This window comes from Streptomyces sp. NPDC102259, assembly GCF_044766465.1.
Classification (GTDB): Bacteria; Actinomycetota; Actinomycetes; order Streptomycetales; family Streptomycetaceae; genus Streptomyces.
The window spans coordinates 38,563-63,793 of sequence record NZ_JBIWMA010000033.1 but is presented as its reverse complement, the minus strand read 5'-3'; the positions used below and the strand labels follow the sequence as shown (position 1 = coordinate 63,793).

21 protein-coding genes and 1 pseudogene are annotated in these 25,231 nt (G+C 69.6%); 17 read left to right on the top strand and 5 right to left on the bottom strand.

Features of this window, described 5'->3' with window-relative positions; translation table 11 throughout:
• Both ACIRPU_RS40510 and ACIRPU_RS40505 read left to right on the top strand, forming a co-directional pair.
• A pseudogene (locus tag ACIRPU_RS40510) lies at nucleotides 1–75 on the top strand (DNA-binding response regulator); the annotation flags it as partial.
• 201 nt (nucleotides 76–276) lie between these two features.
• Nucleotides 277–861: a TetR/AcrR family transcriptional regulator gene (locus tag ACIRPU_RS40505; RefSeq protein WP_403877040.1), complete on the top strand. Its 585-nt coding sequence runs from the start codon at nucleotides 277–279 to the stop codon at nucleotides 859–861.
• Nucleotides 862–871: 10 nt separating this feature from the next.
• Here ACIRPU_RS40505 and ACIRPU_RS40500 read toward each other — a convergent pair whose 3' ends face one another.
• Nucleotides 872–2,572: an FAD-dependent monooxygenase gene (locus ACIRPU_RS40500; RefSeq protein ID WP_403877037.1), complete on the bottom strand. Its 1,701-nt coding sequence runs from the start codon at nucleotides 2,570–2,572 to the stop codon at nucleotides 872–874.
• Nucleotides 2,573–2,992: 420 nt separating this feature from the next.
• Here ACIRPU_RS40500 and ACIRPU_RS40495 point away from each other — a divergent pair, with 420 nt between their 5' ends.
• The 4 genes from ACIRPU_RS40495 (at nucleotide 2,993) to ACIRPU_RS40480 (ending at nucleotide 6,878) form a co-directional block, all read left to right on the top strand.
• Nucleotides 2,993–3,736: a hypothetical protein gene (locus tag ACIRPU_RS40495; protein ID WP_403877034.1), complete on the top strand. Its 744-nt coding sequence runs from the start codon at nucleotides 2,993–2,995 to the stop codon at nucleotides 3,734–3,736.
• 96 nt (nucleotides 3,737–3,832) lie between these two features.
• Nucleotides 3,833–4,822, top strand: coding sequence for a hypothetical protein (locus tag ACIRPU_RS40490; protein WP_403877031.1), 990 nt, complete (start codon nucleotides 3,833–3,835; stop codon nucleotides 4,820–4,822).
• Nucleotides 4,822–5,925: an alcohol dehydrogenase catalytic domain-containing protein gene (locus ACIRPU_RS40485; RefSeq protein ID WP_403877028.1), complete on the top strand. Its 1,104-nt coding sequence runs from the start codon at nucleotides 4,822–4,824 to the stop codon at nucleotides 5,923–5,925. Before ACIRPU_RS40490 ends, ACIRPU_RS40485 begins: the two co-directional genes overlap by 1 nt.
• A gap of 65 nt (nucleotides 5,926–5,990) precedes the next feature.
• Nucleotides 5,991–6,878: an SDR family oxidoreductase gene (locus ACIRPU_RS40480; protein ID WP_403877025.1), complete on the top strand. Its 888-nt coding sequence runs from the start codon at nucleotides 5,991–5,993 to the stop codon at nucleotides 6,876–6,878.
• A 328-nt stretch (nucleotides 6,879–7,206) separates the two neighbouring features.
• On the opposite strand, the gene ACIRPU_RS40475 is transcribed toward ACIRPU_RS40480, so the two are convergent.
• A complete protein-coding gene (locus ACIRPU_RS40475; RefSeq protein WP_403877022.1) occupies nucleotides 7,207–8,271 on the bottom strand; it encodes a zinc-binding alcohol dehydrogenase family protein in 1,065 nt (354 codons plus the stop codon).
• 623 nt (nucleotides 8,272–8,894) lie between these two features.
• Between ACIRPU_RS40475 and ACIRPU_RS40470 the strand changes: the two genes are divergently transcribed.
• Entirely contained in the window at nucleotides 8,895–9,977 is a 1,083-nt protein-coding gene (locus ACIRPU_RS40470; RefSeq protein WP_403877019.1) for an amidohydrolase family protein, read from the top strand.
• Between the two features lie 143 nt (nucleotides 9,978–10,120).
• Here the strand turns inward: ACIRPU_RS40470 and ACIRPU_RS40465 are convergent, their stop codons facing one another.
• A complete protein-coding gene (locus tag ACIRPU_RS40465) occupies nucleotides 10,121–10,894 on the bottom strand; it encodes an IclR family transcriptional regulator (RefSeq protein WP_277437011.1) in 774 nt (257 codons plus the stop codon).
• A gap of 116 nt (nucleotides 10,895–11,010) precedes the next feature.
• Between ACIRPU_RS40465 and ACIRPU_RS40460 the strand changes: the two genes are divergently transcribed.
• From ACIRPU_RS40460 to ACIRPU_RS40435, 6 genes are read left to right on the top strand one after another with little or no spacing between them, the layout of a single operon-like run.
• On the top strand, nucleotides 11,011–12,087 hold the full coding sequence (locus tag ACIRPU_RS40460) for a cupin domain-containing protein (RefSeq protein ID WP_403877015.1): 1,077 nt from the start codon (nucleotides 11,011–11,013) through the stop codon (nucleotides 12,085–12,087).
• On the top strand, nucleotides 12,084–12,914 hold the full coding sequence (locus tag ACIRPU_RS40455; protein ID WP_403877012.1) for a fumarylacetoacetate hydrolase family protein: 831 nt from the start codon (nucleotides 12,084–12,086) through the stop codon (nucleotides 12,912–12,914). The genes ACIRPU_RS40460 and ACIRPU_RS40455 overlap by 4 nt, the downstream gene beginning before the upstream one ends.
• A complete protein-coding gene (locus ACIRPU_RS40450; protein WP_403877009.1) occupies nucleotides 12,911–13,636 on the top strand; it encodes a maleylpyruvate isomerase family mycothiol-dependent enzyme in 726 nt (241 codons plus the stop codon). The genes ACIRPU_RS40455 and ACIRPU_RS40450 overlap by 4 nt, the downstream gene beginning before the upstream one ends.
• A 16-nt stretch (nucleotides 13,637–13,652) precedes the next feature.
• A complete protein-coding gene (locus ACIRPU_RS40445; protein ID WP_403877005.1) occupies nucleotides 13,653–15,206 on the top strand; it encodes an FAD-dependent monooxygenase in 1,554 nt (517 codons plus the stop codon).
• A complete protein-coding gene (locus tag ACIRPU_RS40440) occupies nucleotides 15,203–17,263 on the top strand; it encodes an acetate--CoA ligase family protein (RefSeq protein WP_403877002.1) in 2,061 nt (686 codons plus the stop codon). The genes ACIRPU_RS40445 and ACIRPU_RS40440 overlap by 4 nt, the downstream gene beginning before the upstream one ends.
• Entirely contained in the window at nucleotides 17,253–18,914 is a 1,662-nt protein-coding gene (locus ACIRPU_RS40435; protein ID WP_403876999.1) for a (2,3-dihydroxybenzoyl)adenylate synthase, read from the top strand. The genes ACIRPU_RS40440 and ACIRPU_RS40435 overlap by 11 nt, the downstream gene beginning before the upstream one ends.
• Before the next feature lie 242 nt (nucleotides 18,915–19,156).
• On the opposite strand, the gene ACIRPU_RS40430 is transcribed toward ACIRPU_RS40435, so the two are convergent.
• Together ACIRPU_RS40430 and ACIRPU_RS40425 are read right to left on the bottom strand one after the other, a co-directional pair.
• Nucleotides 19,157–19,528 carry an antibiotic biosynthesis monooxygenase family protein gene (locus tag ACIRPU_RS40430; protein WP_403876996.1) on the bottom strand — a complete coding sequence of 124 codons (372 nt, stop codon included), beginning with the start codon at nucleotides 19,526–19,528 and terminating at the stop codon, nucleotides 19,157–19,159.
• Between the two features lie 92 nt (nucleotides 19,529–19,620).
• Complete coding sequence (locus ACIRPU_RS40425) at nucleotides 19,621–20,415, bottom strand: alpha/beta fold hydrolase (RefSeq protein ID WP_403876993.1); 795 nt, start codon at nucleotides 20,413–20,415, stop codon at nucleotides 19,621–19,623.
• Between the two features lie 142 nt (nucleotides 20,416–20,557).
• Here ACIRPU_RS40425 and ACIRPU_RS40420 point away from each other — a divergent pair, with 142 nt between their 5' ends.
• The 4 genes from ACIRPU_RS40420 (at nucleotide 20,558) to ACIRPU_RS40405 (ending at nucleotide 25,154) form a co-directional block, all read left to right on the top strand.
• Complete coding sequence (locus ACIRPU_RS40420) at nucleotides 20,558–21,139, top strand: TetR/AcrR family transcriptional regulator (RefSeq protein WP_403876990.1); 582 nt, start codon at nucleotides 20,558–20,560, stop codon at nucleotides 21,137–21,139.
• A gap of 610 nt (nucleotides 21,140–21,749) precedes the next feature.
• Nucleotides 21,750–22,934 carry an amidohydrolase family protein gene (locus ACIRPU_RS40415; RefSeq protein WP_403876987.1) on the top strand — a complete coding sequence of 395 codons (1,185 nt, stop codon included), beginning with the start codon at nucleotides 21,750–21,752 and terminating at the stop codon, nucleotides 22,932–22,934.
• 358 nt (nucleotides 22,935–23,292) lie between these two features.
• A complete protein-coding gene (locus ACIRPU_RS40410; RefSeq protein WP_403876984.1) occupies nucleotides 23,293–23,997 on the top strand; it encodes a response regulator transcription factor in 705 nt (234 codons plus the stop codon).
• Nucleotides 23,998–24,089: 92 nt separating this feature from the next.
• Nucleotides 24,090–25,154, top strand: coding sequence for a sensor histidine kinase (locus ACIRPU_RS40405; RefSeq protein ID WP_403876981.1), 1,065 nt, complete (start codon nucleotides 24,090–24,092; stop codon nucleotides 25,152–25,154).
• The last annotated feature ends 77 nt before the right edge of the window (nucleotides 25,155–25,231 follow it).

Genomic DNA, 25,231 nt, shown 5'->3' with positions numbered 1-25,231 from the left:
ATCGGAGCCCGCGACCGCATCCAGGCCGTGATCTTCGCCTACGACCACGGCCTCGCCCGGCCCACCGCGGACTGAACCGACGAGCGGCGGCCCGGGGAACGCCGTCCGCCATCGCCGTGCGTGGAACGCGCCGCGCCGCCTCTTCCTCGGCGAAGGATGTCCAGGACCTCCTCGCCGGGGCCCGATGGGCCCCAGCACTCCTTCCTCCTGCGTAGGGGGTGGCCTGGCGGGTGTCTACACTCACCGGAGACGGGTGAACTCACGGGAGGAGTCGGGATGCCGCGGAACCGCCAGCAGATCCCCCGGGAGGAGCGCAAGGGTGATCTGCTAGCCGCGGCCACCGAGCTCTTTCTGGCGAAGGGCTACGACAAGACGACGATGGCGGACATCAGTGCCGCCGCCGGCGTGGCCCGGGGCAACGTCTATTGGTACTTCGACTCGAAGGACCACATCTTCGCCGCCGTTATCAACCGCATGCTCAGTCGCGAGATCCGCATCCTGAACGAGGAGCAGGCCGGTGCCGACCCACTGAGCCGCCTGGTGCGCGGGCTGTCCGACATGCGCTACTCCCGGCCGATGCACCAGGCCATGCACGACCGGCTTCCCCATTCGGAGGCCGTTCGCGAGGCCCACAACACCTTCCTGAAGTGGATCGTCGGACTGGTCGACGAGTTCATGGCAGAGCGCGGCCTCGACGACTCCTCCGGCATCGATGCCGAGCTCGTCCGCGATGTCGCGGTCGCCGTCTTCGAAGGGGCGCACGTGCCCAATGACTGGAACAGACCGGCGCACGAGATGATCCGGTTCCTGTTGGAGTCCGTCGTGGCCAGGAGTTCGGCGGCCAAGGGGCGGAAGCGCTGAGCGCGTTACCTCAGACGAGGTGAGGCCCGACTCCCGCTGACACCGCCCGCCCCGCACCGGCCGCTTCCTCGTCCCGGGGCGGAATCGTCGCCCCGCGCAGCATGTCGAGCACGGCGGCGGGATCCGCGGGAGCCTGCCTGCCCCGCCAGCCGACGTGACCGTCCGGGCGGACGAGCACCAGCGGCCGCTCGTACAACTCCTCGGCCGCCGGGTCGGCGAGGCGCAGCACCGTCAACGGCACACCACACCGGCGGGCGGCCTTCACCAGAGGCGTCGGGTCCGCGGAACCCGAGACCACGAGCGTGAACCCGCGCCCGAAGTGGTCGAGCACCGAACTGCCGTCGGGCAGCCAGACATGCGGTGCGCGGCAGCCGGGCCATGTCGACGGAACGTACTCGTCCGGCTCGTCGGGCGGCTCCGGACTCCCGTCCGGCGCGCAGATCGGGGAGCCGCTGTAGCGGTATCCGAGCTGGACGCCCGTGCAGCGGAACTCCTTGGCCCGGGACCGGCGGATCTCCTCGCCTAGCTCACGTCGCAGCCGTTCGCCTTCCGCGTCCATGCGGTCGAGCGCCGGATCGGGGACGAGCTGCGCGTCGGCCTTCCAGTTGCTGGAGGCTTCGGTGACGTTGCGGACGGCGATCGGCCGCCGCTCCTGCTCGTAGCTGTCCAGGAGCGCCGGGCCTCCCCATCCCTGGAGTGTCGCGGCGAGCTTCCAGCCGAGGTCCACGGCATCACCGATCCCGGTGTTGGCGCCGAAGCCCCCCTTGGGCCACAGCAGATGCGCCGCGTCGCCCGCGAGGAACACCCGCCCCTCACGGTAGGTGCGGGCCACGACGCAGTGTCCGCTCCAGGGCTGCGCCGCGAGGATCTCCACGTCGATCGGCGCACCGACGGCCTCGCGTATCCAGGCGACCGCGTCATCGGGGTCGGGCTCCTCGTCCAGGTAGACCGAGAGCCGCCATTCGTCCACGCCGTTGACGACCGTGATGTACGGCCGGCGCGCGGACGCAAGGGTGTGGATCTGCACTGCGGGGCCACCCAGCTTCTCCCGCAGGAGGTCCAGTAGCTGCGGCGCACGGAAGTGCACGGCGAAGTTGTGCCCCTGGGCGAACATGCCCTCGAACTCGATGCCCAGTGCCCGACGGATGCCGCTGCGGCCTCCGTCGCAGGCCACCAGATACGCGCCGGCCAGCGTCTCGGTGGCACCGCTCGCCACGTCGCGCACCACGGCCAGGACGCCCTCGGAGTCCTGCTCCATCGTCTCCAGGCGGGTGCCGTACCTGATCTCGATTCCCGGCAGTTCACCGGCGGTGCGCGCGAGCAACGGCACGAAGGAGAACTTGGACAGGAACGCGGGACCCTCCGGCGTCAGCTGGGTGTACACACCCGAAGACCGGTTGGTGACCCCGTAGTCGAAGTCGGTGAGGACGCGCCCCGTGGCGGAGGTGGCGAACACCGTGCGGTGCGGGTAGTCCGGGGGCGGTGCGGACTCCGTGCGTGCTTCTTCCGCGCAACCCCAGCGGCGCAGATGTTCCATGGTGCGCGAAAAGATCGCTTCACCTGCTGGAAAGGGCACGTGGCCGTCGCCCTGATCGATCACGGTGACCGGTACACCGCGCCACCCCAACTCGGTCGCGAGGGCCAGGCCCACAGGCCCTGCTCCCACGATCAGGACGCGCCGGGATGCGGCTCTCTCGTGCTGGTCGGACATTGAAGATCTGCCTTCCTGAGCAAGGGTCGGACCACTCATGGTCCCATCTCTTGAACCCGGGTCAGAATTACACGCGCATGTCGATGTATGGAAGAGCTGGAAAAACACAAGACTTTTGACCGATCGTGTGCGGTGCTACGCTCGTCTTGGGTTCAAGAGAGAGGGAGCGTCATGGTGACTCCCGCTGATCACGGCGAAGCCGGGGTCGACCTGTCAGCAGACGGCAGACCGTCTACGTGACTGCCCATATGCGGCAGCCCGATGGTGTCGTTGCGTCTCACAGATTGACGGGGGCACCGAGGTGCGCATCGAGGCCGAAGGTATCGGCGCCCTGGTCAGGGCGCGGCGATGGCGGCGTTCGAGCCGCAGAAATGCGGCCCTCACCACACGATTCCGGCAGTCGACGGAGGACATGACGACATGAGTACGGAAGCCAAGGACAGCTTCGGTGGCGGAGACCCGTGGGGGTACATCCAGCCGTGGGACGAGGAGCGCTTCGGCCCGGAGATCCACGATGTCAAGCTGCGCGCGGAGTGGGAAATGGCCATGGCCATCGCCGGTGGCCTGCCGTACATCTGGCAGGAGCTGGCCCGGCCGATCTCCGAGATCGTCTACGGTCTCCTCGAACTCCGTCGCGGAGACCGGGTTCTGCTCATCGGTGAGGGCATCGCGCCCGCCGGGTGGGTCGAGGACATGCGGGCCCTGGTGGGACCGGAGGGCGTCATCGACACCGTGGAGATCATCAAGGACGGACGAAACGCCGTCCTGGGCAAGGTTCCCGGCCGGAACGGCCAGGTTGGCTGCTGGCGCTGGTCGTACACGGACTCGGTGGACGACGAGGCGTACGACTGCGTCGCCGTGCTGCAGGCGACACAGCACTGTGACGACTGGCCTGAGACGGCCGCGGACCTACTGAGAGTGATGAAGCCCGGCCGGCGTATCGTGCTGGCCGAAGCGGTCCTGAAGGGAGCGACGTTCTTCTCCCGTATCGACTCCGACGTCCACCTTCGGCAGTGGTTCGACAAACTCTTCGGGCACGTCCCCGTGGACGACATCCCCTACTACTCCGGAGAGCAGATCCGCGAGGCGTTCGGGGACAAGGTCGACAGCCCTCAGCTGATGGAGTGGAAGGGCATCGAGATGTACTGGGGCCGAAAGAGGTGACCACTGTCACCGGCTTCGGCCGGCAGGAGGCGGCACACATTCCCTCCCCGTCACCCAAGTTGATCCAGCCGTTCACTGAAGGACAAGGAGGTCCCCGTGAGTGTTGTTGAAGACGTCATGGTCCTGGGTTCCGACCATCCGCTGCGCAGTATCGTCCGCGACGAGGACCTGCTGCTCTCGCCGCCGCATCCCCCGAAGGTGCCCGTCAAACTGTGGCAGGAGCACCCGCCGCTGACCGTGGTGCACTACCCGCAGCAGTACGAGCCGGAGGCGTTCGCCCCTCCACGCGGTGTCTACGAGAACGACGAGATCCGCGTCGAGTGGCAGAAAATGGACGGCCGGCAGCCGTTCTACCATCGCAACTGCGACGTCGACGAGATCTCCTACCAGATCGGCGGCGAGCGGACGCTGATGTCCGAACTCGGCGTGATCGAGTTCCAGCCCGGCGACTTCTCCCGTATCCCGCGCGGCGTCGCCCACGACAACTACGGTCGCGAGGACAGCCACCTGCTGTTCTACATCCCCGCACCGGTCACCGAGCTGGCACCGGTACAGCGGGAGTCCGGGGCCGTGCTCCCGCCGTTCCCCGGCTGGCAGCCCGGCGAGGCCAACGAGGCGATCACCCAGTGCATGGCCGCGCTCGGCCACGACGTCACCGTCTTCGGGGTCGACGAACAGCTCCTGCTCGATCAGGTGCACCAGGAGGACCAGCGGATGGCGGTGCTGCGTGCCGATCCCGGTCATGACGTCACCTGGCTGTACGCGACCGCCGGCATCCGCCTCGGCATGATCACCACCACCCCTGGCGGACAGCGCCGATACCGGCGCACCCTCGACGCCGACGAGATCCAGTACCAGGCCCACGGCCACCGCACGCTGATCACCCAGCGGGGCATCGTCGACCTTCAGCCGGGCGACTTCGTGCGCATCCCGCTCGGCATCTCCCACGCCAGCGTCGTGACCGAGCCCGGTGACTACGTGGCGCTCCTCTCGCATCAGGAACTGCCCCAGGTCGCCGAGACCACGCGTACGGCGGATGCCTGTACGCCCGAACGGCTTTCGAGCCTCAGAGTGGAGGTCCGCTGATGGCCACGATGCTTGCCCTGCGAGCACACCAGGGCGCCGAAGCGCTCGTCCTGGAGGAGCTGCCCGTCCCCGAGCCGGGTCCGCTCGACGTGGTCGTGAAAGTCGGCTCCGCCGGCCTGGCCCCGGGGATCATGCGCCTGTTGCGGATGGGAGCGCTCAAGCACCTGCCCACCACCCTCGGCCACGAGGCCGCAGGAGTCGTCTCCGCCGTCGGCCGCGATGTCACGGGCCACGCGGTGGGCGACCGGGTGCGGGTCCATCCCCTGCTGAACTGCCGTGAGTGCGACTACTGCAGTACCGGCCGGGACATGATGTGCGCCGAGCAGGCCATGCTCGGTCACGCCGGCTTCGGTGATGCTCCGATGCCCCTGTACGAGCAGTACCACGACGGCGGACTCGCGGAGTACGTCCGTGTCCCGCACTGGCTGATCGACTCCCTGCCGGACTCCGTCAGCTTCGACGTCGCGGCCAAGGTCCAGGATCTGGCCAACGCCGTGCGCGCACTCAAGTGCGCCGACCTTCCGGAACGGGCCACTCTCGTGGTCACCGCCGCGACCGGCACCATGGGGACCGCGACGGTCAAACTCGCGGAGCACTTCGGAGTCGCCCGTCTGATCCTCGTCGGCCGCGACACCGAGCGCCTCCAGCGCGTCGCCGGGCTCGCCGGCGGCATACCGGCCGACATCGTCGCACTCGACGAACTCCCTGAGGGCTGGTCGACGAATGGCGCTCTCACCCGCAGGCTGCGTCAGCTGGCCCCCGCGGGAGCCCATGCCGTCATCGACTTCATCCCGGACGGTCCCGCCCTCAGTCAGACCATGGCCGGCATGGCCACCGGCGGCACACTCGTGCACATGGGCGGCAACTCCGCCCCGCTGTCGCTGCCCGCTATCGCGCTGATGATGCACTGTTGGCGCTTCGTCGCCACTCGCGCGTGCACCCGCCAGGACACGACGGATGTCCTGCGGCTTCTCGAGACGGGCACTCTCACCGCCGACGAGCTCATCACCCATCGGTTCCCGCTCACCGAAGCGCTCAAGGCCATGGACGCCATGGAGCAACGTGCCGACGATCCGATGTGGATGACCGTGATCAACCCCTGACCCGACGCACGAGCACGTCACGGCTGCGCGGAGCCGCATGACAACAGCGGGAGGAGGCCGGGAAGGTGTCCGAATCAGAAGCCGTACGCAGCCAGGAACCGCCCGTGATCGCGGTGATCGGGGCGGCCGGGCTCTGCGGTAGGTACGTGCTGGAGGCCGCGCTACGAACTCCGTTCCGGGTCCGGGCCGTGGTGCACGGACCGGCGGGGCGCGAACGGGTGGCTGCCCTGGGCGTGGACGACATTGTCGAGGCCGACCTGGAGAGGCCGGACACCGTCCGTCGGGCGCTGAAGAACGCGGACTTGGTGTTCATGATTCCGCCGGCGTTCCACCCGGAGGAAGACGTCCTCGCGATCACGGCACTTGAGGCGGCTGAGCACGAGGGTGCCCGCCGGTTCGTGTATCTGTCCGTCCTCCACCCGCACACCCCCGGGCTGCGCCACCACCTGCGCAAGGCGAACGCCGAAGCCGCCGTGCGGGCCTCGCCGCTGAACTGGACGGTCCTCCAGCCCTCGATGTTCGCGCAGATCGTCCTGTCGACGTGGGGGAGGGCTCCGGCCGGCCCCGTCGAGGTGCCGTTCGACGTCGACAACGAGTTCTCGTTCATCGACTTGCGTGACCTCGGTGAAGCCGCAGTCAGGGTGCTCTCCGAGCAGGGGCACGGTTCGGCCACCTACGAACTCGCGGGACTCGCCCTGACGTTGGCCGAGGCGGTGCGTTTCGCCGGGCGTGCACGAGGAGTGGATCTGGAGGCGAGGACGGTGGACTGGGCGGTCGCACCGCTCCCGCCGGGAGTGGCCGACTCCCCGTCCCGGGCCTCGGACATGCGCGCCATGTGGCAGGACTACGACCGGCACGGCCTGCGCGGCAACAGCAACGTCCTGCGGATGCTGCTCGACCGTGAACCCGCGTCCTTCGAGGAAGTGGCCACGGCGTTCGCCGCGCGAGACTGAGCGCTCTTGATGGAGTCGGGGGGTGTCTCCCTGAAGGAGGGGAGACACCCCCCCCGCAGCGACTGCAACACCACGCCGGGTTCGCGCTCCCACCGGGTGCGGTGCGCCGGAGCCAGGTGTCAGCGCGGGGAGCCGACGGGCCGTAGGCCGTGGAGCCGGGTGTCGACGATCTGTTCGGACAGCCTGACGACCTGTGTCCCGCTCAGGCCCGGCTGCACACGGTGTGCGCGAAGCCCCCGGCGGGGTCACGCAGCGAACAGGTCCGGGGCGGCCCGTGAAGGCCGCCGCCCCGGACCGCACCCGTACCCCTTCGGTGGTTGGCCGGGCGTCAGGGCAGGAGGATGACCTTGCCGGTCTGGCGTTGGCTTTCGAGGTAGGCGTGGGCTTCGGCCGCTTCTTCGAGGGGGTAGACGCGGTCGATGATCGGGGTGATCTTTTTGTCCGCCAGCAGTTCCAGGCACAGTTGCTGGTCGCGCAGAGTGGCGCCGCGCACGCTGGCGATCTTGAGCTGTTGGCCGATGAGGGCGAGTGCGTCCAGTTCGAGGCGGGATCCCTGGTCGGTCGGTGTGCCAAGGACGATGACCGTGCCGCCGAGGCGTGTGCAGGCGAGGGAGAGCTGGAAGAAGTCGTTGCCGCCGACGCAGTCCCAGACGGCGTCGGCGCCCAGGCCGTGGGTCAGCTCCCGTACCCGTGCCGGCATCCGGGGATCGGTGGAGTGCACGATGTGGTCGTAGCCGAGCTTGCGTAGGGCTTCGTCGCGGTCCGGCTTGGTCGTGGTGCCGATGACGGTGGCCCCGCTCAGCTTGGCCAGTTGTGCGCAGGCGATCGCCATTCCACCGCTGGCGCCGGTGATGACCACCGTGTCGCCGGGGCCGACGGGCGCTTGCCGGGCACAGTTGAGCGGGGTGGTGTAGGTCCACATGGTGGCCGCGGCCGTCTCGTAGTCGACGCCCTCGGGGATGGGCAGGACGGCGTCCTGGCGGCGCGCGACGTACTGGGCGTATCCGCCGAAGACCTGGTGTCCGGGATAGGCGGTGTCGACACACAGGTTTTCGAGTCCGCGTACGCACAGGGCGCAGTTGCGGCATGGCGGGTGCGGAAGCTGGACCGCCCTGTCGCCGGTGCGCCAGCGGGTGACGTTCTCGCCGGTGGCGACGATCTCACCGGCCGCGTCACGGCCGAGCTGGAACGGCAGGGGCCAGGCCGGCCGTCCCGGGAGAGGCTGCGGCAGGTTGCCCGAGCGGTAGCGCAGGTCCCAGCTGTTGACGGCCGTGGCGTGCACGCGCAACAAGACGTCGTCGGGGCCGATGTCGGGGATCGGTGCCTCTACGTACTTGAGCACCTCGGGCCCGCCATGTTCGAACAGGCGGACCGCCATCATGGTCTGTTCCACTGTCACGTTCCTTCAGATCGTTGCGCGGTTCATCGCAGGCCCGGCACGGCCGCCGGCACCTCACCCGCCCCGGGAAGACCTTGCGTGAGCAGACCCCGACCACGCGGCTCATGCGGGGCGGACCAGGAAGCTGACCAGTCTGACGATCCGGGGTAGCCCGTGTGTGGGCTGGCCGTGGAGGTCGGTACAGAGTGACAGACCGCTCGGGTTCTTGACTACGAGTCATGAGGTGAGGTCGAGCCAATCTGGCTACATCACTGGCCTTGACTGGAAAATATCCTAGAACTAGCTTGGCTCCAGTTCAAGAGAGGGAGTGGGGAGCCGCCCCACGTCACCCAGGAACGCTCTGGAGCACGACCCGGCCGTCGGACGCGGCCCGTCGACTCTGCGAGCCGGTCACTGCCGGCCCACCCCCTGCCTGCCGCCATGCCTTCGACGGATGTGGCTCGAAGGGTCGTCGGTCTGATCTCGAACGACGCGCACCCTCGCGGAGCGCAACAGTCATTGGCAGGACCCTGGCAATCACCCGCGCGCCCAAGGGGAGAGTCGACATGCCCGAGCCCCGTACCGAGTCCACCCGGCGAAGATTCATCGCTACTACTGCCGCTGCCGGAGGAGCCGCCGTGGTCGGCGGTCTGGCCGCGGGACAACCCGCGCTCGCCGCCGAGGCGGCGTCCGGCAGCCGTGCCTCCATCTCGACGGCCGGCTCAAAGGGACATCGGAACGCTAAAAAGGAGAAAAAGATGCGCATCGTGGCCGTGGAAGAGGCGTTCGCCATCCCTGGAGCCATCCGGCAGGAGGCAGCGATCCGTCAGCGCTTGGAGGCGCCAGAGGCGATCAAGCAGGAGTGGTTCCGTCGCCTGGACGACCTGACCGACCTGCGCCTGGCGGACATGGACGCCAACGGCGTCGATGTCCAGGTCCTCTCGTACGCCACGCCGGGCTTGGAAGTGATCGAGGACCCGGCAGAGGCGGTGGCCGTCGCGCGGCGGGTCAACGACCATCTGGCCAAGGCGGTCGCCGCCCATCCGAAACGGTTCGCGGGCTTCGCCGTCCTTCCGCTGCAGGACCCCAAGGCCGCGGTCGTGGAGCTGCGCCGAGCGGTGCAGGAACTCGGGCTGAAAGGCGTGCTGTACAACGACCATGTGCGGGGGCACTACCTGGACGAGCCGCAGTTCAGGCCGGTATGGGCCGAACTGGAGCGCCTCGGTGTGACGCTGTATCTGCATCCGGCCGCCATCCCGGCCGACAACTGGCGCGTCTTCGACGGGTACCCCGTGCTGGTCGGGCCGTCGTGGGGGTGGACCGCGACGACGGGTGCCCATGCGCTCCGGCTGATCTACGGCGGTGTGTTCGACCAGTTCCCGCGCGCGTCGCTGATGCTGGGCCACATGGGCGAGCTGTTGCCGTTCCAGATGGCCCGGCTCGACAGCCGCTTCGGCCAGGTGCCCGCCGAGCGGAGGCTGCAGCACCTGCCCTCGTACTACCTGCGGAACAACGTGTACGTCACGACCAGCGGAGTCATGTCGCATGCCGCTCTGCTGGGAGCCGTCCACGCCGTGGGTGTCGACCGGGTGCTGTTCTCCATCGACTACCCGTTCGAGTCCAGCGCCGAGGCGGTGGGATTCCTGCGTTCGGCACCGTATGCGCCGGCCGACCTCGCGAGCATCGCGCACGGCAACGCCGATCGCGTTCTGGGGTTGTGACCAAAGACGGACTCAAGCTCTGGCGAGGGCTCGTCCCCGTCGGTGACCAGCAGTCGCGTGCAGCGGGTGAGCAGGCAGAGCAGTGCCGGGACTGCTGCGGCGCGCACCACCTTGTGGGTCGAGGTGGCGCGCGCCGCTGTCGTTCACAGTCCCTGACCGATGTCCCGCGCGGTCGTGAGGAGAGGCTGGGACAGTTCGGTGAGCCGTGCGCGGGTGCAGCGGACGGACGGGGCGGCCACGACCACGGCGGCCACCGCGGCGCCGGTGCGGTCGCGCACACACGCGCCGACGGCGTGCACTCCGCGCTCGCTCTCCTGAAAATTGAGGGCGTAGCCGTGGCGGCGTACGGACACCAACTCGTTCATCAGGCTCTCGAAGTCCTTGGGGGCTTTGGCCCGGCCGTCGGGTAGTCCGTTGGGGTAGAGGGCCCGGAGGCGGTCAGCCGGCAGTGCCGCGAGCAGGGCCTTGCCGCCCGAGGTCACATGCGCGGGCAGAAGCGTGCCGGTGCGGTAGCTGACGCGCAGCGCCTGGGAGCCCTCCACCCCGTCCAGGAAGCGGCTGCCGTTGCCCTCGAGCACCATCAGGTGGGTCGTCTCCCGGACGGCGTCCGCCAGCCGTTGCAGGTGGGGGTGGGCGATGGTGATCAGGTCCGGGGGAGGGGGCGCCTGGCTTCCCCTGATCGCCTGCAGAGCCGGCCCGGGCCGGTACACCTTGTGACGGTCCTGCACGGCGAATCCCTCGAAGACGAGCATCGCGAGGACCCGATGCGCGGTCGAGCGCGCGACGCCGAGTCGGTCGGCGACGTCCATCACCCGCAGCTCGTCGAGCTCGTGCAGCAGCCGGACGACGCGTAGGGCGTTGCCGGCGGCGCTCACCGGATACGAGGGGCCGGGCGAATGATCCGCTGAATTCTCCATAGAGGAATCATAGCCATCAAGGATTCCTGTCAGAGGAAACGGCACGTAGCGTCGAGGACAGCGCGGTGGACCGCGCTTCTTCCGGCGGTCGCCGAACATACGACCTGGAGGTTTCCGTGACCGACACCACCAGCGAACAGACCGAGCGCAAGCTGCTCGACGAGCTGTACGCGGATTTCGAGGACGCGGGTCTGATCCCGCTGTGGACGCAGGTGGACGGCCTGATGCCGATGTCGCCGCAGCCTGCCGCGGTGCCGCACCTGTGGCGATGGGCGGATCTGCTGCCCATCGCGCAGCGCTCCGGCGAACTCGTGCCGGTGGGCCGTGGCGGCGAGCGCCGCGCCATGGCCCTCTCCAACCCCGGCCTTCCTGGCCTTCCTTACGTCACCCCGACCCTGTGGACCGCGATCCAGTACCTGGGGCCGCGCGAGGTCGCTCCCTCGCACCGGCACAGCCAGGGAGCCTTCCGGTTCGTGGTCGAAGGCGAGGGCGTATGGACCAACGTCGACGGGGACGCGGTAGCGATGCGGCGGGGTGACCTGCTGCTCACCCCGAGCTGGGCCTTCCACGAGCACCAGAACGTCACCGATGAGCCGATGGCCTGGCTCGACGGCCTCGACATCCCGCTCGTCTCCAAGCTGGACGCAGGCTTCTTCGAGTTCGGCCCCGACGAGCTCTCCACGCGCGAAACCCCCGAGCGCTCGCGCGGCCAGCGACTGTGGGGCCACCCCGGGCTGCGCCCGATCAGTCGGCCCGACCAGCCCAACTCCCCGCTGAACGCGTACCGCTGGGAGCACACCGATGCCGCCCTGACCGCCCAGCTGGAACTGGAGGACGAGGGCGTCCCCGGCGTGCTCGAGCCCGGACACGCCGGAGTCCGCTTCTCCAACCCCACCACCGGCAGGGACGCCCTGGTCACCATGCGCACCGAGATGCGCCGACTGCGGGCCGGCACCCGGACCACCCCGGTGCGCACGGTCGGCTCCGCGGTCTGGCAGGTGTTCGAGGGCGAAGCGGTCGCGCAGGTCGGCGACAAGGTCTTCGAGATCGCCAAGGGCGACCTGTTCGTCGTCCCCTCCTGGTGCGAGGTCTCGCTGTCCGCCCGCACCCAGGTCGACCTCTTCCGCTTCAGCGACGAGCCCGTCTACGAGGCCCTCGGTCTCGCCCGTACCTCCCGAGGAGAACACAAGTGAAGCTCGCCACCATCCGGGTCAACGGCACCACGCGCGCCGTCCGCGTCGACGAGGACAAGGCTGTCGACCTCGGCGAGAGCGACCTGGTGGCCTTCCTGCGCCACAGTGACTGGGCGACGCGTGCCGCGGACGCCGACGGTGACACGTACGAAGGCGCCCTGGACTACGCCCCCGTGGTCGTAGCGCCGGAGAAGGTCGTGTGCGTCGGTCTCAACTACCGCACCCACATTCTGGAGATGGGCCGCGAACTCCCCTCGCACCCCACGCTGTTCTCCAAGTTCGCGCGGGCGCTGGTAGGCGCCTACGACGACGTGACCCTGCCCGCCGTGTCCACGCAGATGGACTGGGAGGCCGAACTCGGCGTCGTCATCGGGGCCGAGGTCCGGCACGCCGACACGGAGCAGGCGCGGGCCGCGATCGCCGGGTACACCGTGCTCAACGACGTCACCGCCCGCGACTGGCAGTACCGCACCACCCAGTGGGATCAGGGCAAGACCTTCGAGGCCAGCACCCCCGTCGGACCGTGGCTGGTGACCGCCGACGACCCCGCGGTCTCCGCACAGGGCCTGAACCTGACCTGTGAAGTCGACGGCGACACGGTTCAGAAGGCCGACACCGGTGACCTTGTCTTCGACCCGGCCACCCTGGTCGCGTACCTGTCCGAGATCGTCACCCTCGTGCCTGGTGACGTGATCGCCACCGGAACCCCGGGCGGGGTCGGCCACGCCCGCAAGCCCGCCCGTTATCTGCAGGACGGTTCGCTCCTCGTCACCCGGATCGAGGGAATCGGCGAGACGCGCAACACTTGCCGTCGGGAGACACGGTGAGCGCAGGCCCGGCCGTGGTGCTGGAGCAGGCGGCCAAGGGCACGGCGGCCTTCGAGGCCGCCGTACACCGGCTGACCGACCCAGGCTTCACCAGGTCCTCGTACCTGCCGGGCTGGAGCCGCGCCCACGTCGTCGCCCACGTCGCCCGCAACGCCGACGCACTCGTCAACCTGCTGATCTGGGCGCGTACCGGTGTCGAGACTCCCATGTACGCAAGTGGCGACCAGCGTGGGCGTGAGATAGAGGAGGGCGCCCGGCGGCCGGCCGAGGAGTTGCGTGCCGATTTGCTCGCGGCCGACGGCCGTCTCGCCAAGGAGCTCGCCGCGCTGCCCGACGAGTGCTGGGCGGCGACCGTCCGCACCGCGCGAGGCCGTGAGGTGCCCGTGTCTCAGGTGCCGTGGATGCGGGTGCGCGAGGTATGGGTCCACGCCGTCGACCTGAACATCGACACCAGCTTCGACGACGTGCCGCACGACGTGTGCGTGGCCCTCGTCGACGACGTGGCGGCGTCTTTCCAGGATCGACCGGATTGTCCCTCCGTCCGGCTGCGGTCCGAGGACGGCGCCCACACCTGGCTTCTGGGCGACTCGGGCGGCGCCGAGCCGGTCGTGGTCAGTGGTGATCTGGCCGGCCTGGCCGCCTATGTGACCGGGCGCCCCGTGCCCGGTCCCCTGTACCCGCCCGGCAGGGGATCCCTGCCGAAGCTGCCCGCGTGGCTGTGAGCACGAAGGAAATTCGATGAAAGTTGCCTGCATCGGCGCAGGTCCCGGAGGACTGTTCTTCGCCACACTGCTCAAGCGGAGCCGGCCCGACGTCGAGGTCGTGGTCTTCGAACGCAACCGTCCCGACGACACGTTCGGCTTCGGAGTGGTCTTCTCCGACGCCACACTCGACGCCATCGACGCCGCCGACCCCGTCCTCAGCGAGGCGCTGGAGAAGCACGGCAGGCACTGGGACGACATCGAGGTCCGCGTGCACGGCGCCCGGGAGCGTGTGGGCGGGATGGGCATGGCGGCCGTGGTCCGCAAGACGCTGCTGAGCCTGCTGCAGGAACGGGCCCGCGCCGAGGGCGTGCAGATGCGCTTCCAGCACGAGGTCAGCGATCCCTCCGAGCTGGACGACTTCGACCTGGTCGTGGTGTGCGACGGCGCCAACAGCCGCTTCCGCACCCTGTTCGCCGACGACCTCGGACCGACAGCCGAGGTGGCGAGCGCGAAGTTCATCTGGTTCGGCACCACCTACGCGTTCGACGGGCTCACCTTCGTCCACCAGAACGGCCCCCACGGTGTCTTCGCCGCCCACGCCTATCCGATCAGTGACTCGCTGAGCACCTTCATCGTCGAGACCGACGCGGACTCCTGGGCCAGGGCCGGCCTCGACGCCTTCGATCTGTCGACCGCGCCGGGCCTCAGCGACGAGAAGACCAAGGCATACCTGGAAGGCCTGTTCCGCGAGCAGATCGACGGGCACCCGCTGGTCGGCAACAACTCGCGCTGGGCCAACTTCGCCACCCGCAGGGCCCGTTCGTGGCGACGCGGCAAGTGGGTGCTGCTGGGCGACGCCGCGCACACTGCGCACTTCTCCGTGGGGTCCGGCACCAAGATGGCGATGGAGGACGCGGTCGCGCTGGCCGAGGCACTGGGGGAGACGTCCCACAGCGTGCCGGAGGCATTGGAGAGCTACGAAGAGCGCCGCCGCCCCAAGGTCGAGAAGATCCAGAACTCGGCGCGGCCCAGCCTGTCCTGGTGGGAGCACTTCGGCCGCTACGTCCGTACGCTCGACGATCCGACACAGTTCGCCTTCCACTTCCTCTCCCGCAGCATCCCCCGCGGAAAGATCGCCGTGCGCGACGCGGCGTACGTGGACCGCGTCGACGGCTGGTGGCGGCGACGTCACGATGCGGAGCCCCTGCGGACGCCTTTCCGAGGCGGGCCGTACCGACTTCCCTCGCGGCGTGTGACGGCCGACGGCGACGTCCTGACCGGGACCGACGGCACCAGCATTCCGATGGTCCCGTTCAGCGGTCAGCCGTCGGGAGCGGGCGTGTGGATCGACGCTCCGGACACCGAGGAGGGCCTGCCCCTCGCCCTTGAGCAGGTGCGTGAGACGGCGGAGGCGGGCGCCCTGCTCGTCGGTGTACGCGGCGGTACGGCGCTGACCCGCGTGCTGGTCGCGGAGGAGGCCCGGCTCACACACAGCCTGCCCGCCGCGATCGTCGGCGCGTACGACGACGACACCGCGACCACGCTCGTCCTCTCCGGCCGGGCCGACCTCGTCGGAGGTACCAAGTGACCGCCCTGGAAGCGCTGTTCGCCCCCCGAGCCATTGCCGTGCTCGGCGCATCGGCCACGCCCGGGAAACTCGGCGCGGCGATGGCAGACTCCCTGGCCTCCTTCCCGGGGCCGGTGATGAAGGTCAACTCCGGCCGCCCGGACCTGGATCGGGGCTTCTTCCCCACCGTCGGCGAGGCCGCCGCGAGCTACGGCATCACGCCCGACCTGGTCGTCTCCTGCATCCCGGCCGCCGTGACCGCCGACGCCCTGCGCGAGGCGGCAGCCGTCGGCGCCCGCGCAGCACTCGTGTGCGCCGGCGGTTTCGCGGAAGCCGGGGGTGACGGTGCGCTGCACCAGCAGGCGTTGACCGAGGTGGTACGGGACACCGGCATCCGGGTCCTCGGACCGAACACCTCCGGCTTCCTCGTCCCCCACCTCCGACTCACGGCCAGTTTCGTCCCGGGCGCGCCCGGCCTGGAACCGGGGCCGGTGGCGGTCGTGGCCGCGAGCGGCGGTGTGAACCACGCGCTGGCGTTCGCCCTGGCCGAGGGCGGCGTCGGCCTGCGCCTAGGGGTCGGGCTGGGCAACAGCCTGGACGTCACCCAGGGCGACGTCCTGCGCCACCTCGCCGAGGACCACCGCGTACGGGCCGTCGCCCTGCACGTGGAGACCGCCGCGGAAGGCCGCCGCCTCACCGAGGCGGTACGGCGTCTGACCGATCGTGTCCCCGTGGTGGCCCTGGTCGTTGGCCGCAGCGACATCGGAGACTTCGCCCGTTCCCACACCGGCGCCCTCGCCACCTCCTGGCGCGTGACCAGGACGGCCCTGCGCCAGGCCGGAGCAGTCCTCGTCGACGACGAGCGCGACCTCGTCGACGCCGTCACCGCGCTCGGCCGCGTACGACTCCCCGCGCGTCCCCGTGCGGGCGTCGGCCTGGTCACCGCCCAGGCCGGACCCGGTCTGCTGCTCACCGACGACCTGCGCTCCCACGGAGTGCAGGTTCCCCCGCTGGTCGAACGCACGGTGAAGGAGCTGCGTGAACTGCTCCCCGCCCTCACCTACCAGAACAACCCCGTCGACACCGGTCGGCCCTCGCCCACGATCACGCAGATCGTGGAGCGGGTCTCGGAGGACCCCGGTATCGATGTCACCGCCGTCTACGGGCTGCTGGAACCCACCACCGTGGACCTCTGGGCCGCACTGACCGCCGCCCGTACGGCCACCCCGCTCGTCGCCGTCGTCGGCGGACCCGTGGATCAGGCGCGGCGGACCCGCCGTGAACTGGGCGAAGCCGGCATTCCCTGCGCGGCCACGCCGGCCTCCGGATCGGCGATGGTGCGCGCGCTCGTCGAGGACGCGGCCGCGCGCACCCGACTGGAGGCCGCCGTCCTCACCGCCTCCGATGCCCCTACCCTGCCCCCGACGGGGCCGGTCGACGAGCACACGGCCAAGGGCGTCCTCGCGGACTTGGGCATCCGTACGCCCGTACGGCGTGTGTGCGCCGACCCCGCCGCGGCGCACGCGGCTCTCGACGAGCTCGGCGGCTCCGTCGTCGTGAAGATCCTCGACGCGGACATCCTGCACAAGACGGAGGTGGGCGGGGTCCAGGTCGGCATCCGCACGCACGAGGAACTCGACGAAGCCCTCGCCCGTATGCCCGCGAGCCCCGCGCTGCTGGTGGAACAGATGGCCCCCGCGGGTCCCGAACTCATCGTCGGCGTACGCCGGGACCCGGTCTTCGGCCCCGTGCTGGCTCTGGGTGCCGGGGGAACGGCCGCCGAAATCCTCGGCGACGTATCCCTGCGCCTCGCGCCCCTGTCCGATAACGAGGCCCAGGCGATGCTCGATGAGCTCGCCACCCGCCAGCTGTTCCTCGGCGCACGCGGCGCCACTCCCGTCGCCCGAGCGCGACTCACCCACGTACTGCTCGCCCTGGCCTCCCTCGCCGCCGACGACGCCGTGGCCGAGTGCGAGATCAATCCTTTGCGCGTCCTGCCCGACGGCGACGTCGTCGCGCTGGACGCCGTACTGCTGCTGCGTGACCCCCGGGATCAAGGAGGATCCGATGACGCGTGAGGGATTCGTACCCTGGCCCAAGGAGACGGCCGACCGCTACCGCGAGGCCGGGTACTGGCGGGGCAGGCCGCTCGGCTCGTACCTTCACGAATGGGCGGAGACCTACGGCGACACAGTGGCCGTGGTGGACGGCGACACGCGTCTGACCTACCGTCAACTCGTCGACAGGGCCGACGGATTGGCATGCCGTCTGCTGGACAGTGGTCTCAGGTCCGGGGACGCGATGCTCGTCCAGCTGCCCAACGGCTGGGAGTTCGTCACACTCACCCTCGCCTGTCTGCGGGCCGGAATCGCTCCCGTGATGGCGATGCCCGCGCATCGCGGTCACGAACTGCGCTACCTGGCCGCCCACGCCGAGGTGACATCGATCGCCGTACCGGACCGACTCGGCGACTTCGACCACCAGGCCCTGGGGCTGGAGGTGGCCGAAGACACCCCGAGCGTACGGCTGTTGCTCGTCGCGGGTGGCACGGCCGGTACCGACGCCACGGACCTGCGCGCCCTGGCCGAACCGGCCGACGACCCGGCCGGCGCACGGGCCCGGCTCGACGACATCGCCCCGGACAGCGGCGACCTCGCCGTCTTCCTGCTCTCCGGCGGTACGACCGGACTGCCGAAGCTCATCACCCGCACCCATGACGACTACGAGTACAACGCGCGGCGCAGCGCCGAGGTCTGCGGCCTCGACGCCGACTCCGTCTACCTGGTGGCCCTGCCCGCCGGGCACAACTTCCCCCTGGCCTGCCCCGGCATCCTGGGCACCCTCATGAACGGCGGCCGGGTCGTCCTGGCCCGCACCCCGGAACCCGGCAAGGTGCTGCCGCTGATGGCCGCCGAGGGCGTGACGGTCACCGCCGCCGTACCGGCCGTCGTCCAGCGCTGGATCGACGCGGTGGCCTCCGGCCACCACCCCGCCCCGCCCGCGCTCCGGCTGTTGCAGGTGGGGGGCGCCCGCCTTGCGCCGGAGGTCGCCCGCCGAGCCGAACCCGTGCTCGGTGGCACGCTCCAGCAGGTGTTCGGCATGGCAGAGGGACTGTTGAACTACACGCGCCCCGACGACCCCGACGAGATCAAGGTCGAGACACAGGGGCGCCCCATGTGCCCGGACGACGAGATCCTCGTCGCCGACGCCTCCGACGAGCCGGCCCGGCCCGGCGAGATGGGCGCGCTGCTCACCCGCGGCCCGTACACCCCACGCGGCTACTACCGGGCCGCCGAGCACAACGCCCGAGCGTTCACTGTCGACGGGTGGTACCGCACCGGTGACGTCGTCCGGCTGCACCCGTCGGGCAATCTCGTCGTCGAAGGACGGGACAAGGACCTCATCAACCGGGGCGGCGAGAAGATCTCCGCCGAGGAGGTCGAGAACCTGATCTACCGCCTGCCCGGTGTCGCCCGCGTCGCGGCCGTCGCGAAGGCCGACCCCGATCTGGGGGAGCGGGTGTGCGCCGTCGTGGTCGTCGAGCCGGGGACCCACTTGAGCCTCGAATCGGTCCGTGCCGCCCTCACCGCCATGCAGGTGGCGCGATACAAGCTTCCCGAAGGCCTGCTCGTCGTGGAGGAGTTGCCGCTGACAAAGGTCGGCAAGATCGACAAGAAGCGTCTGCGGGAGGTCGTCCGTGACAAGGCGGACTCCGTCGAGGCGGTGTGACGGCGCCGACTTCCGGCGGTACCTGGGAAACAGCTCCAGGTACCGCCGTCGCCGTCGCCCGGTGTCCCGGCAGTCGGACCAGCAGACCGGGATGTACGCCGTCCCGGTGACCAGCGACAGGCGTCCGTTCTCTCGTACGTCCTGCCGCTGAGTGTTGCTCCGCGCGGACCAGGCCGAGAATTCGAGCGCCAGCCGGTCGGTCGGAGGACGCGGATCGGCGGTCCGGAATCGGGTGGCGGTCGTCATTCCCCGTCGCAGACGCCCTCTACGGCGAACTTCTGGTAGAGGTGCGGGTAGGCCACGGTACCGGCAGGGTAGCTCGCCAGATGCAAGGCGAACTCCGGTGTGCCGAGCGCCGTACGGAGGTGCTCGGTGGATTTCCAGACCGCGACGTTGGTGAAGAGCCGGCTGCCGGCTATGCCCCGGTACAACTGCACCGAGAGGAGGCTCCCCGACCTCTGCATGTACTCCGCGTCGTCCTTCCAGGCGGCCACCACCTCGTCCTCCTTGCCCTCCGGGGCGACAAAGGTGTTGATGATGGTGACCGGGCCGGCTTCCTCCTTCTGCTGGTCGTGGAAGTTGGGGGACTCGTCGAGCTGGCCGAACTTGAGCATGGTTCCTCCATGTACGCGCGTGTGGTGAGTTGTGATCAAGGAGCGGTCCGGGTGAGGGGCCGAGCCCCTGTGGTACCGCCCGTGGTGTGCGTTCAGGCGTGGTGCTTGTCGAGAAAGTCGGTCATGAGCTGCAGCCACTCCTCGGTCCGCTCCAGCATCGGCAGGTGGCCGGTGGCGATTTCGGCGAGTTGGGCGCCGGGGATGGTCTCGGCGAGCCGGCGGTGCAGGGCGCTGGAGACGAGCCGGTCGTCAGTGGTCGAGACGACCAGGGTGGGGACCGTGATGCCGGCGAGGTCGTCCCGGACGTCGACCTGGCCGACGAGGTCGGTCTGGTCGGCGCTGCCGTCGACCGTACCGGCGGCGACGTAGCCGAGGGTCTGCCGCAGCTGCTCGGCCGGCATCGACTCCAGTGCCTGGGTGCCGAGGGCCACCATGAGCTGGAACTCGGCGAGCAGCTCGCGGTCGCCGGACGCGGCGATCTTGCTCTGGATCGAGGAGGCGAGAGCGAGCCGGTTGTCGCGGTGCGGGAAGGCGGCGGTCAGGACGAGTGCGGTGACGCGCTCGGGGTGGCGGGTGGCGGCGCGGATGGCGACCGGGCCGCCGAGGGAGTAGCCGGACACGGCGAAGCGGTCGAGGCCCTCGGCGTCGGCGGCGGCGACGAGCTGGTCGGCGAGGTCGTCGACGGACAGCGGGGTGGTGGAGCGGGGGGTCTCGCCGCTGCCGGGGTAGTCGATACCGACGACGGTGTGGCGGGCGGCGAGGGCTTCCAGAACAGGGCCGTAGGTGCCGGCCAGGCTGCTGCCGGCGCCGTGGGCGAGGAGCAGGCCGGGGCCGGAGCCGAGGCGAGTGCGGGCGAAGGTGGGCGCGGTGAGGTTGCGGGGTGACATGGGCGTCTGCCTTTCGAATCGTCGACACGCGAGAATCATCCAGTGCGTGTGATTACTTCCTCAGGTCTATCACACAGTGCGTATGATTGCCGCCTGTGACGTCAATCACACACGCCGTATGATGTGCGGGTAAGGTGATGGCATGAAGCAGCCCCTCCACCGCCGTCAGCCGACTCCGGGCAACCCGCGCGTACAGCGCACCCGCAATCGCGTGCTGGCGGTCGCGCGGGAACTGCTGCCTCAGGTCGGACCGGCCGGGCTGACCTACGCCCTGCTGGCCGAGCGGTCGGACGTCACCCGCCAGACCCTCTACCGGCACTGGCCCACCAGGGCCGCGCTGCTCTTCGACCTCGTCCTCGAAGGCCCCGATCTCGGCAACTACCCCGAACCGGGCAGCGACGTGCGTGAGGTGGCCACCGCCTGGCTGAAGAGCCTGCGCGCCGGCGTCAGCGTGCCGGCCGTGCGATCCGCGGCCCTGGCCGTCACCGCCCAGGCCGACCACGACCCCGACAGTGCGCGGGCGCTCGTCCGCATCGGCGAAGACCGCTACGTCGGCTTCAACAAGCTGCTGCAGCCTTCAGGCGTCCAGATCAGCGAGGACGAGTTCACCCTCCTGTACGGGCCCGTCCTCGCCCGCCTCTTCCTCGACCGCGGCCAGGTCACCGACGCCTTCATCGACGCCGTGGTCGCCCAATGGCTCACCGCGTTGCAGCCTGCCGAGTAGGTCGACCACCGACCTGGGCGACGCCCCGCAACCAGTACGAAGCTCCCGAAGGCACGGTCGCCAGTGCGGCGATCGGCTTCATGAAGGCTTCATGTGCTGAGTGGTACGTGCTTTATGAGGCGGCTGTTGTCTGGCGGTCATGCACGTACTCCTCGTCCCGCAGGTCGACAACGTCGACCACCCTGCTGTGCGGCACCTGACTTCCGCGGTCGGTACCTCGCTGTCGGAGCTCGGCGATGACGCACTGCATGAGGGAACCGCCCGCCTGTTCACCTCGGTTGGGGCAGCGACGGCGGGGCCGGGCGGCGTTGCTCGCGAGACCGTTCCTGCAGCAGACCGATGACCGCCGGTCTACCCGGCCACGTCGGCGCCGTGGGTTCCCACGTCTGAGCGCCGGACGGCCCGGTGGCGGCAACCGGCCAGGCCGGGGAGCGACTTGGCCGCTCACGCTCCCCGGTCGGCCGGACCGCGTGCACACCGGCCCGGGGAGAGAACGGGCTCCACCATCGCGGGGACCATCGCCCTTCCGCGTGGGCCCTGCCGGCCTGGCGACGGCGCGGTGACACACACACGAACTGACTCGCACGCAGAACGAAGAGGAGAACCGGAAATGAACCTGCGACGGAACATCTCGCGTCGACGGATGATCGAAGGAGCATCGGCCGCGGCACTTGTCACGGCTGCCGCGACCACCATGCCTGCTGCCATGGCCAGTCCGGAGGTGGCATCGTCCGGCCAGGGTCTGCCGAAGGGCAACTGGCGTATCGATACCCACGCGCACTACTCGCCCGACGTGTACAACGACTACCTCAAGCGTTATGGCCTCCTCGGCGCCATCACCGGGGCGTACGGTCCCTGGTCGGTGGAGCGGCACCTGGCCTTCATGGACGAGTACCGGATCCAGGCCAGCGTCCTGTCGTTCGGCGACCTCCAGGTCACCGTCGGCCCGGTCGACGACCGGCGCGCCACCGCCCGCGCGGTCAACGACTACGCCCGCGACCTCGTGCAGACCCGTGGTGACCGGTTCGGCATCTTCGCTGTCACCCCGATGCCCGACATCGAGGGCTCGGTGGCCGAGGTGGACCGCGCGCTCGGCGAACTGGATCTCGACGGCATCTGCCTGCTCACCAACTACAAGGGCACCTACCTGGGGGACCCTTCGTTCGCGCCTCTGTACGAGATCCTCAACGACCGTGGTGCCTACGTCTACGTCCACCCGACGGGTCCGGAGAACAACCCGGCCCCCAAGCTGTGCTTCGGCCCCGACATCCCGGCCGGGAACAACGTCTTCGAGTACAACTTCGACGCGACCCGCGCCATGACGAGCCTGATCTACAACGGGGTCCTGCGGGACTACCCGAACATCCGCTGGCACTTCACCCACAGCGGCGGGGCACTGCCGTTCCTGGCCTTCCGGCTCGCGACCCGGCACTCGGCCTTCCCGCCGTTCAACGAGGTGCTGCCCGAAGGCCCCCTCACGTACATGAAGCGGATGTACTTCGACAACGCTCAGGCGTTCACCGCCGCCCAGTTGCAGCCGCTGGCGTCGCTGGTGCCCGACAGCCACATCATGTTCGGCAGTGACTGGCCGGCGACCCGCCATCTCTACGCGGCCGACAACGTCGAGACGATGCCCTTCCTCAAGGGCAGCCTGCCGAATCTCAAGGCAGGCGACCCCGAACCGACCGTCGACGAGATCTACAGCCGGCGCCAGCGGATCGCTCTCGAGCGGAACAACGCCCTCGAGCAGTTCCCGAAGTTGAAGGCGCGTATCCGCCGCTCCGGCTCTCGCTGACCCGCGACCGCACACCGGCCCGGCCTGCCTCCCGCTGCCCCGTCAAGGTTCGCGGGCGCGGACAGGGTCTGTGCAAAGGCCGGCGTCGGCCGACGGGGGAGACCATCGACGGAGATCGACGTCGGCTGACCGGGCGAACGCGACACGAGGGACGGGGAAGCCGGTGTGTGACCTGCCCGGCGACTCGGCCGGGCGGCGCTCGCTGCGTGAGGCCCGCCCACAAAGCGTCGCCGGCCACGACAGACACCGTACGCTGGCTGCTTCGAGGCACTCTGCCTCCATGCCGACGGTGTCCCGCGGCCATAACTGCCTTCCCCCTCCCCCCTTCTTCTCACCTCGGCGATGGAAAGCGAGCACGATGAGTACGCAGCGCGTTCTGGTCGTCGATGACGAGCCCAAGATCCGCATGACAGTGCGCGGGTACCTGGAGGCGGACGGGTTCCACGTCGTCGAAGCCGCGGACGGGCCGTCCGCCCTGCAGGCGGTCACCCGCGACCGACCGGACCTCGTGGTACTCGACGTGATGCTTCCGGGCCTGGACGGTTTCCAGGTCCTGCGCCGCATCCGGGAGGCGAGCCAGATCCCGGTCATCATGCTCACCGCCCGCGACGAGGAGGTCGACCGGCTGATCGGCTTCACCGCCGGCAGCGACGACTACGTCACCAAGCCGTTCAGCCCTCGCGAACTGGCACTACGGGTGCGGGCCATCCTGCGGCGCACTGACAGCCGGTCCGAGGCGGATCACGAGGACGGCGTGCTGCGCTTCGACGGACTGACTGTCGATCGCGTGACGCGGACTGTGCAGGTCGATGCCGACCGGACGGTGGAGCTGTCCGCTCTCGACTTCGATCTGTTGTTCGCGATGGCCCGTGTCCCCGGGCGGGTCTTCACTCGGCGCGGTCTGCTGGCCCAGGTGTGGGGCGAGGACTTCTTCGGCGACGAGCGTGTCGTGGACGTGCACATCCGTACTCTGCGGCGCGCGTTGGGCGACGAGGCGAGCGCACCTCGGTTCGTAGGCACCGTCCGCACCATCGGCTACCGGTTCGTCGGGCGCCCCGCCTAGCCGGCGGCCAGGAAGGACACCTGTCCATGCCGTTCTCCGGCTTCTCGGCCTACCGCCGATCTCGTGCGCGGCTGCGCCGAATCCTGCAGCGGATGTCGCTGCGTGACCGGCTGGTGCTCTCGCACGTCATGGTCCTCCTCCTGGCTCTGGCGGCCATGGCGGCGGTCAGCGCGCTGATCGAGGTGTGGCTCGGTTTTGACGACATCGAAGGCGATGTGGTCCTGCGGATCGGCCTCTTGTTCGGAGGGGCCGCGGCCTTTCCGGCGTCCCTCGCCCTGAGCCGGTTTCTGCTGCGTCCTCTCGACAGGGTGCGCGCCGCCACGCGTCGGCTCGCCGAGGGACACTACGACGACGTCCTCGCACTCCCCAGCGAGCCGGGCCTGGCAGCGCTGGTCCAGGACGTCAACACACTGGCGGCAGCCCTCGCTGACACCCAACGCCGCCGTGCCCGGCTCATCTCCGAGGTCGCCCACGAGATGCGCACCCCCATCACCATCCTCCGCGGTCAGATCGAGGGTGTGGCCGACGGCATCTTCGTCCCCGACGAGGCGATGTTCGCTTCCCTCGCCGACGACCTTCACCGGCTGCAGCGCTTGGCGGGCGACCTCTCCAGCCTGTCCCGGTCGGAGGAGGCGGCCTTCGATCTTCACCGCAAGCCCACCGACGTGGCCACGTTGGCCCGGGCCACAGCCGAGCGTCTGCGCCCCCAGTACGACGACCAGACGGTAGCCCTGACCGTGGACGCAGGCACCCAAGTCGGCGCGTTCTGCGACCCGGACCGGATCACTCAGATCCTGGTGAACCTGCTGGGCAACGCACTGGCCGCATGCGATCCGCACGGGCATGTGGTGCTGTCCGTGCACACCGAACCTGCTCCCGTACGCCACGTGGTCGTCCGCGTCACGGACGACGGCATCGGCATCGCCGCACCCGACCTCGAACGCGTCTTCCACCGCTTCGAACGCCTCGAGCGTCTCGGCCGACCTGCTGCTGCCGGTGGCAGTGGCATCGGTCTGACCATCGCCCGGGGCATCGCCCGGGTCCACGGCGGAGACATCACCGCGGAATCCGCCGGCCCGGGCAAGGGCGCTACGTTCACGTTGCGCCTACCGCAGGAACACGTCCCCGGGGCCGGCAGGCCTCCGGTCTCCCGCTGACTCCATCGACCCAGCCCCGGTGCGGCGGTGATGAGCAGGCCGCGGTCGCGAAGACGCCGAGCCGTGTACTCAGTGCG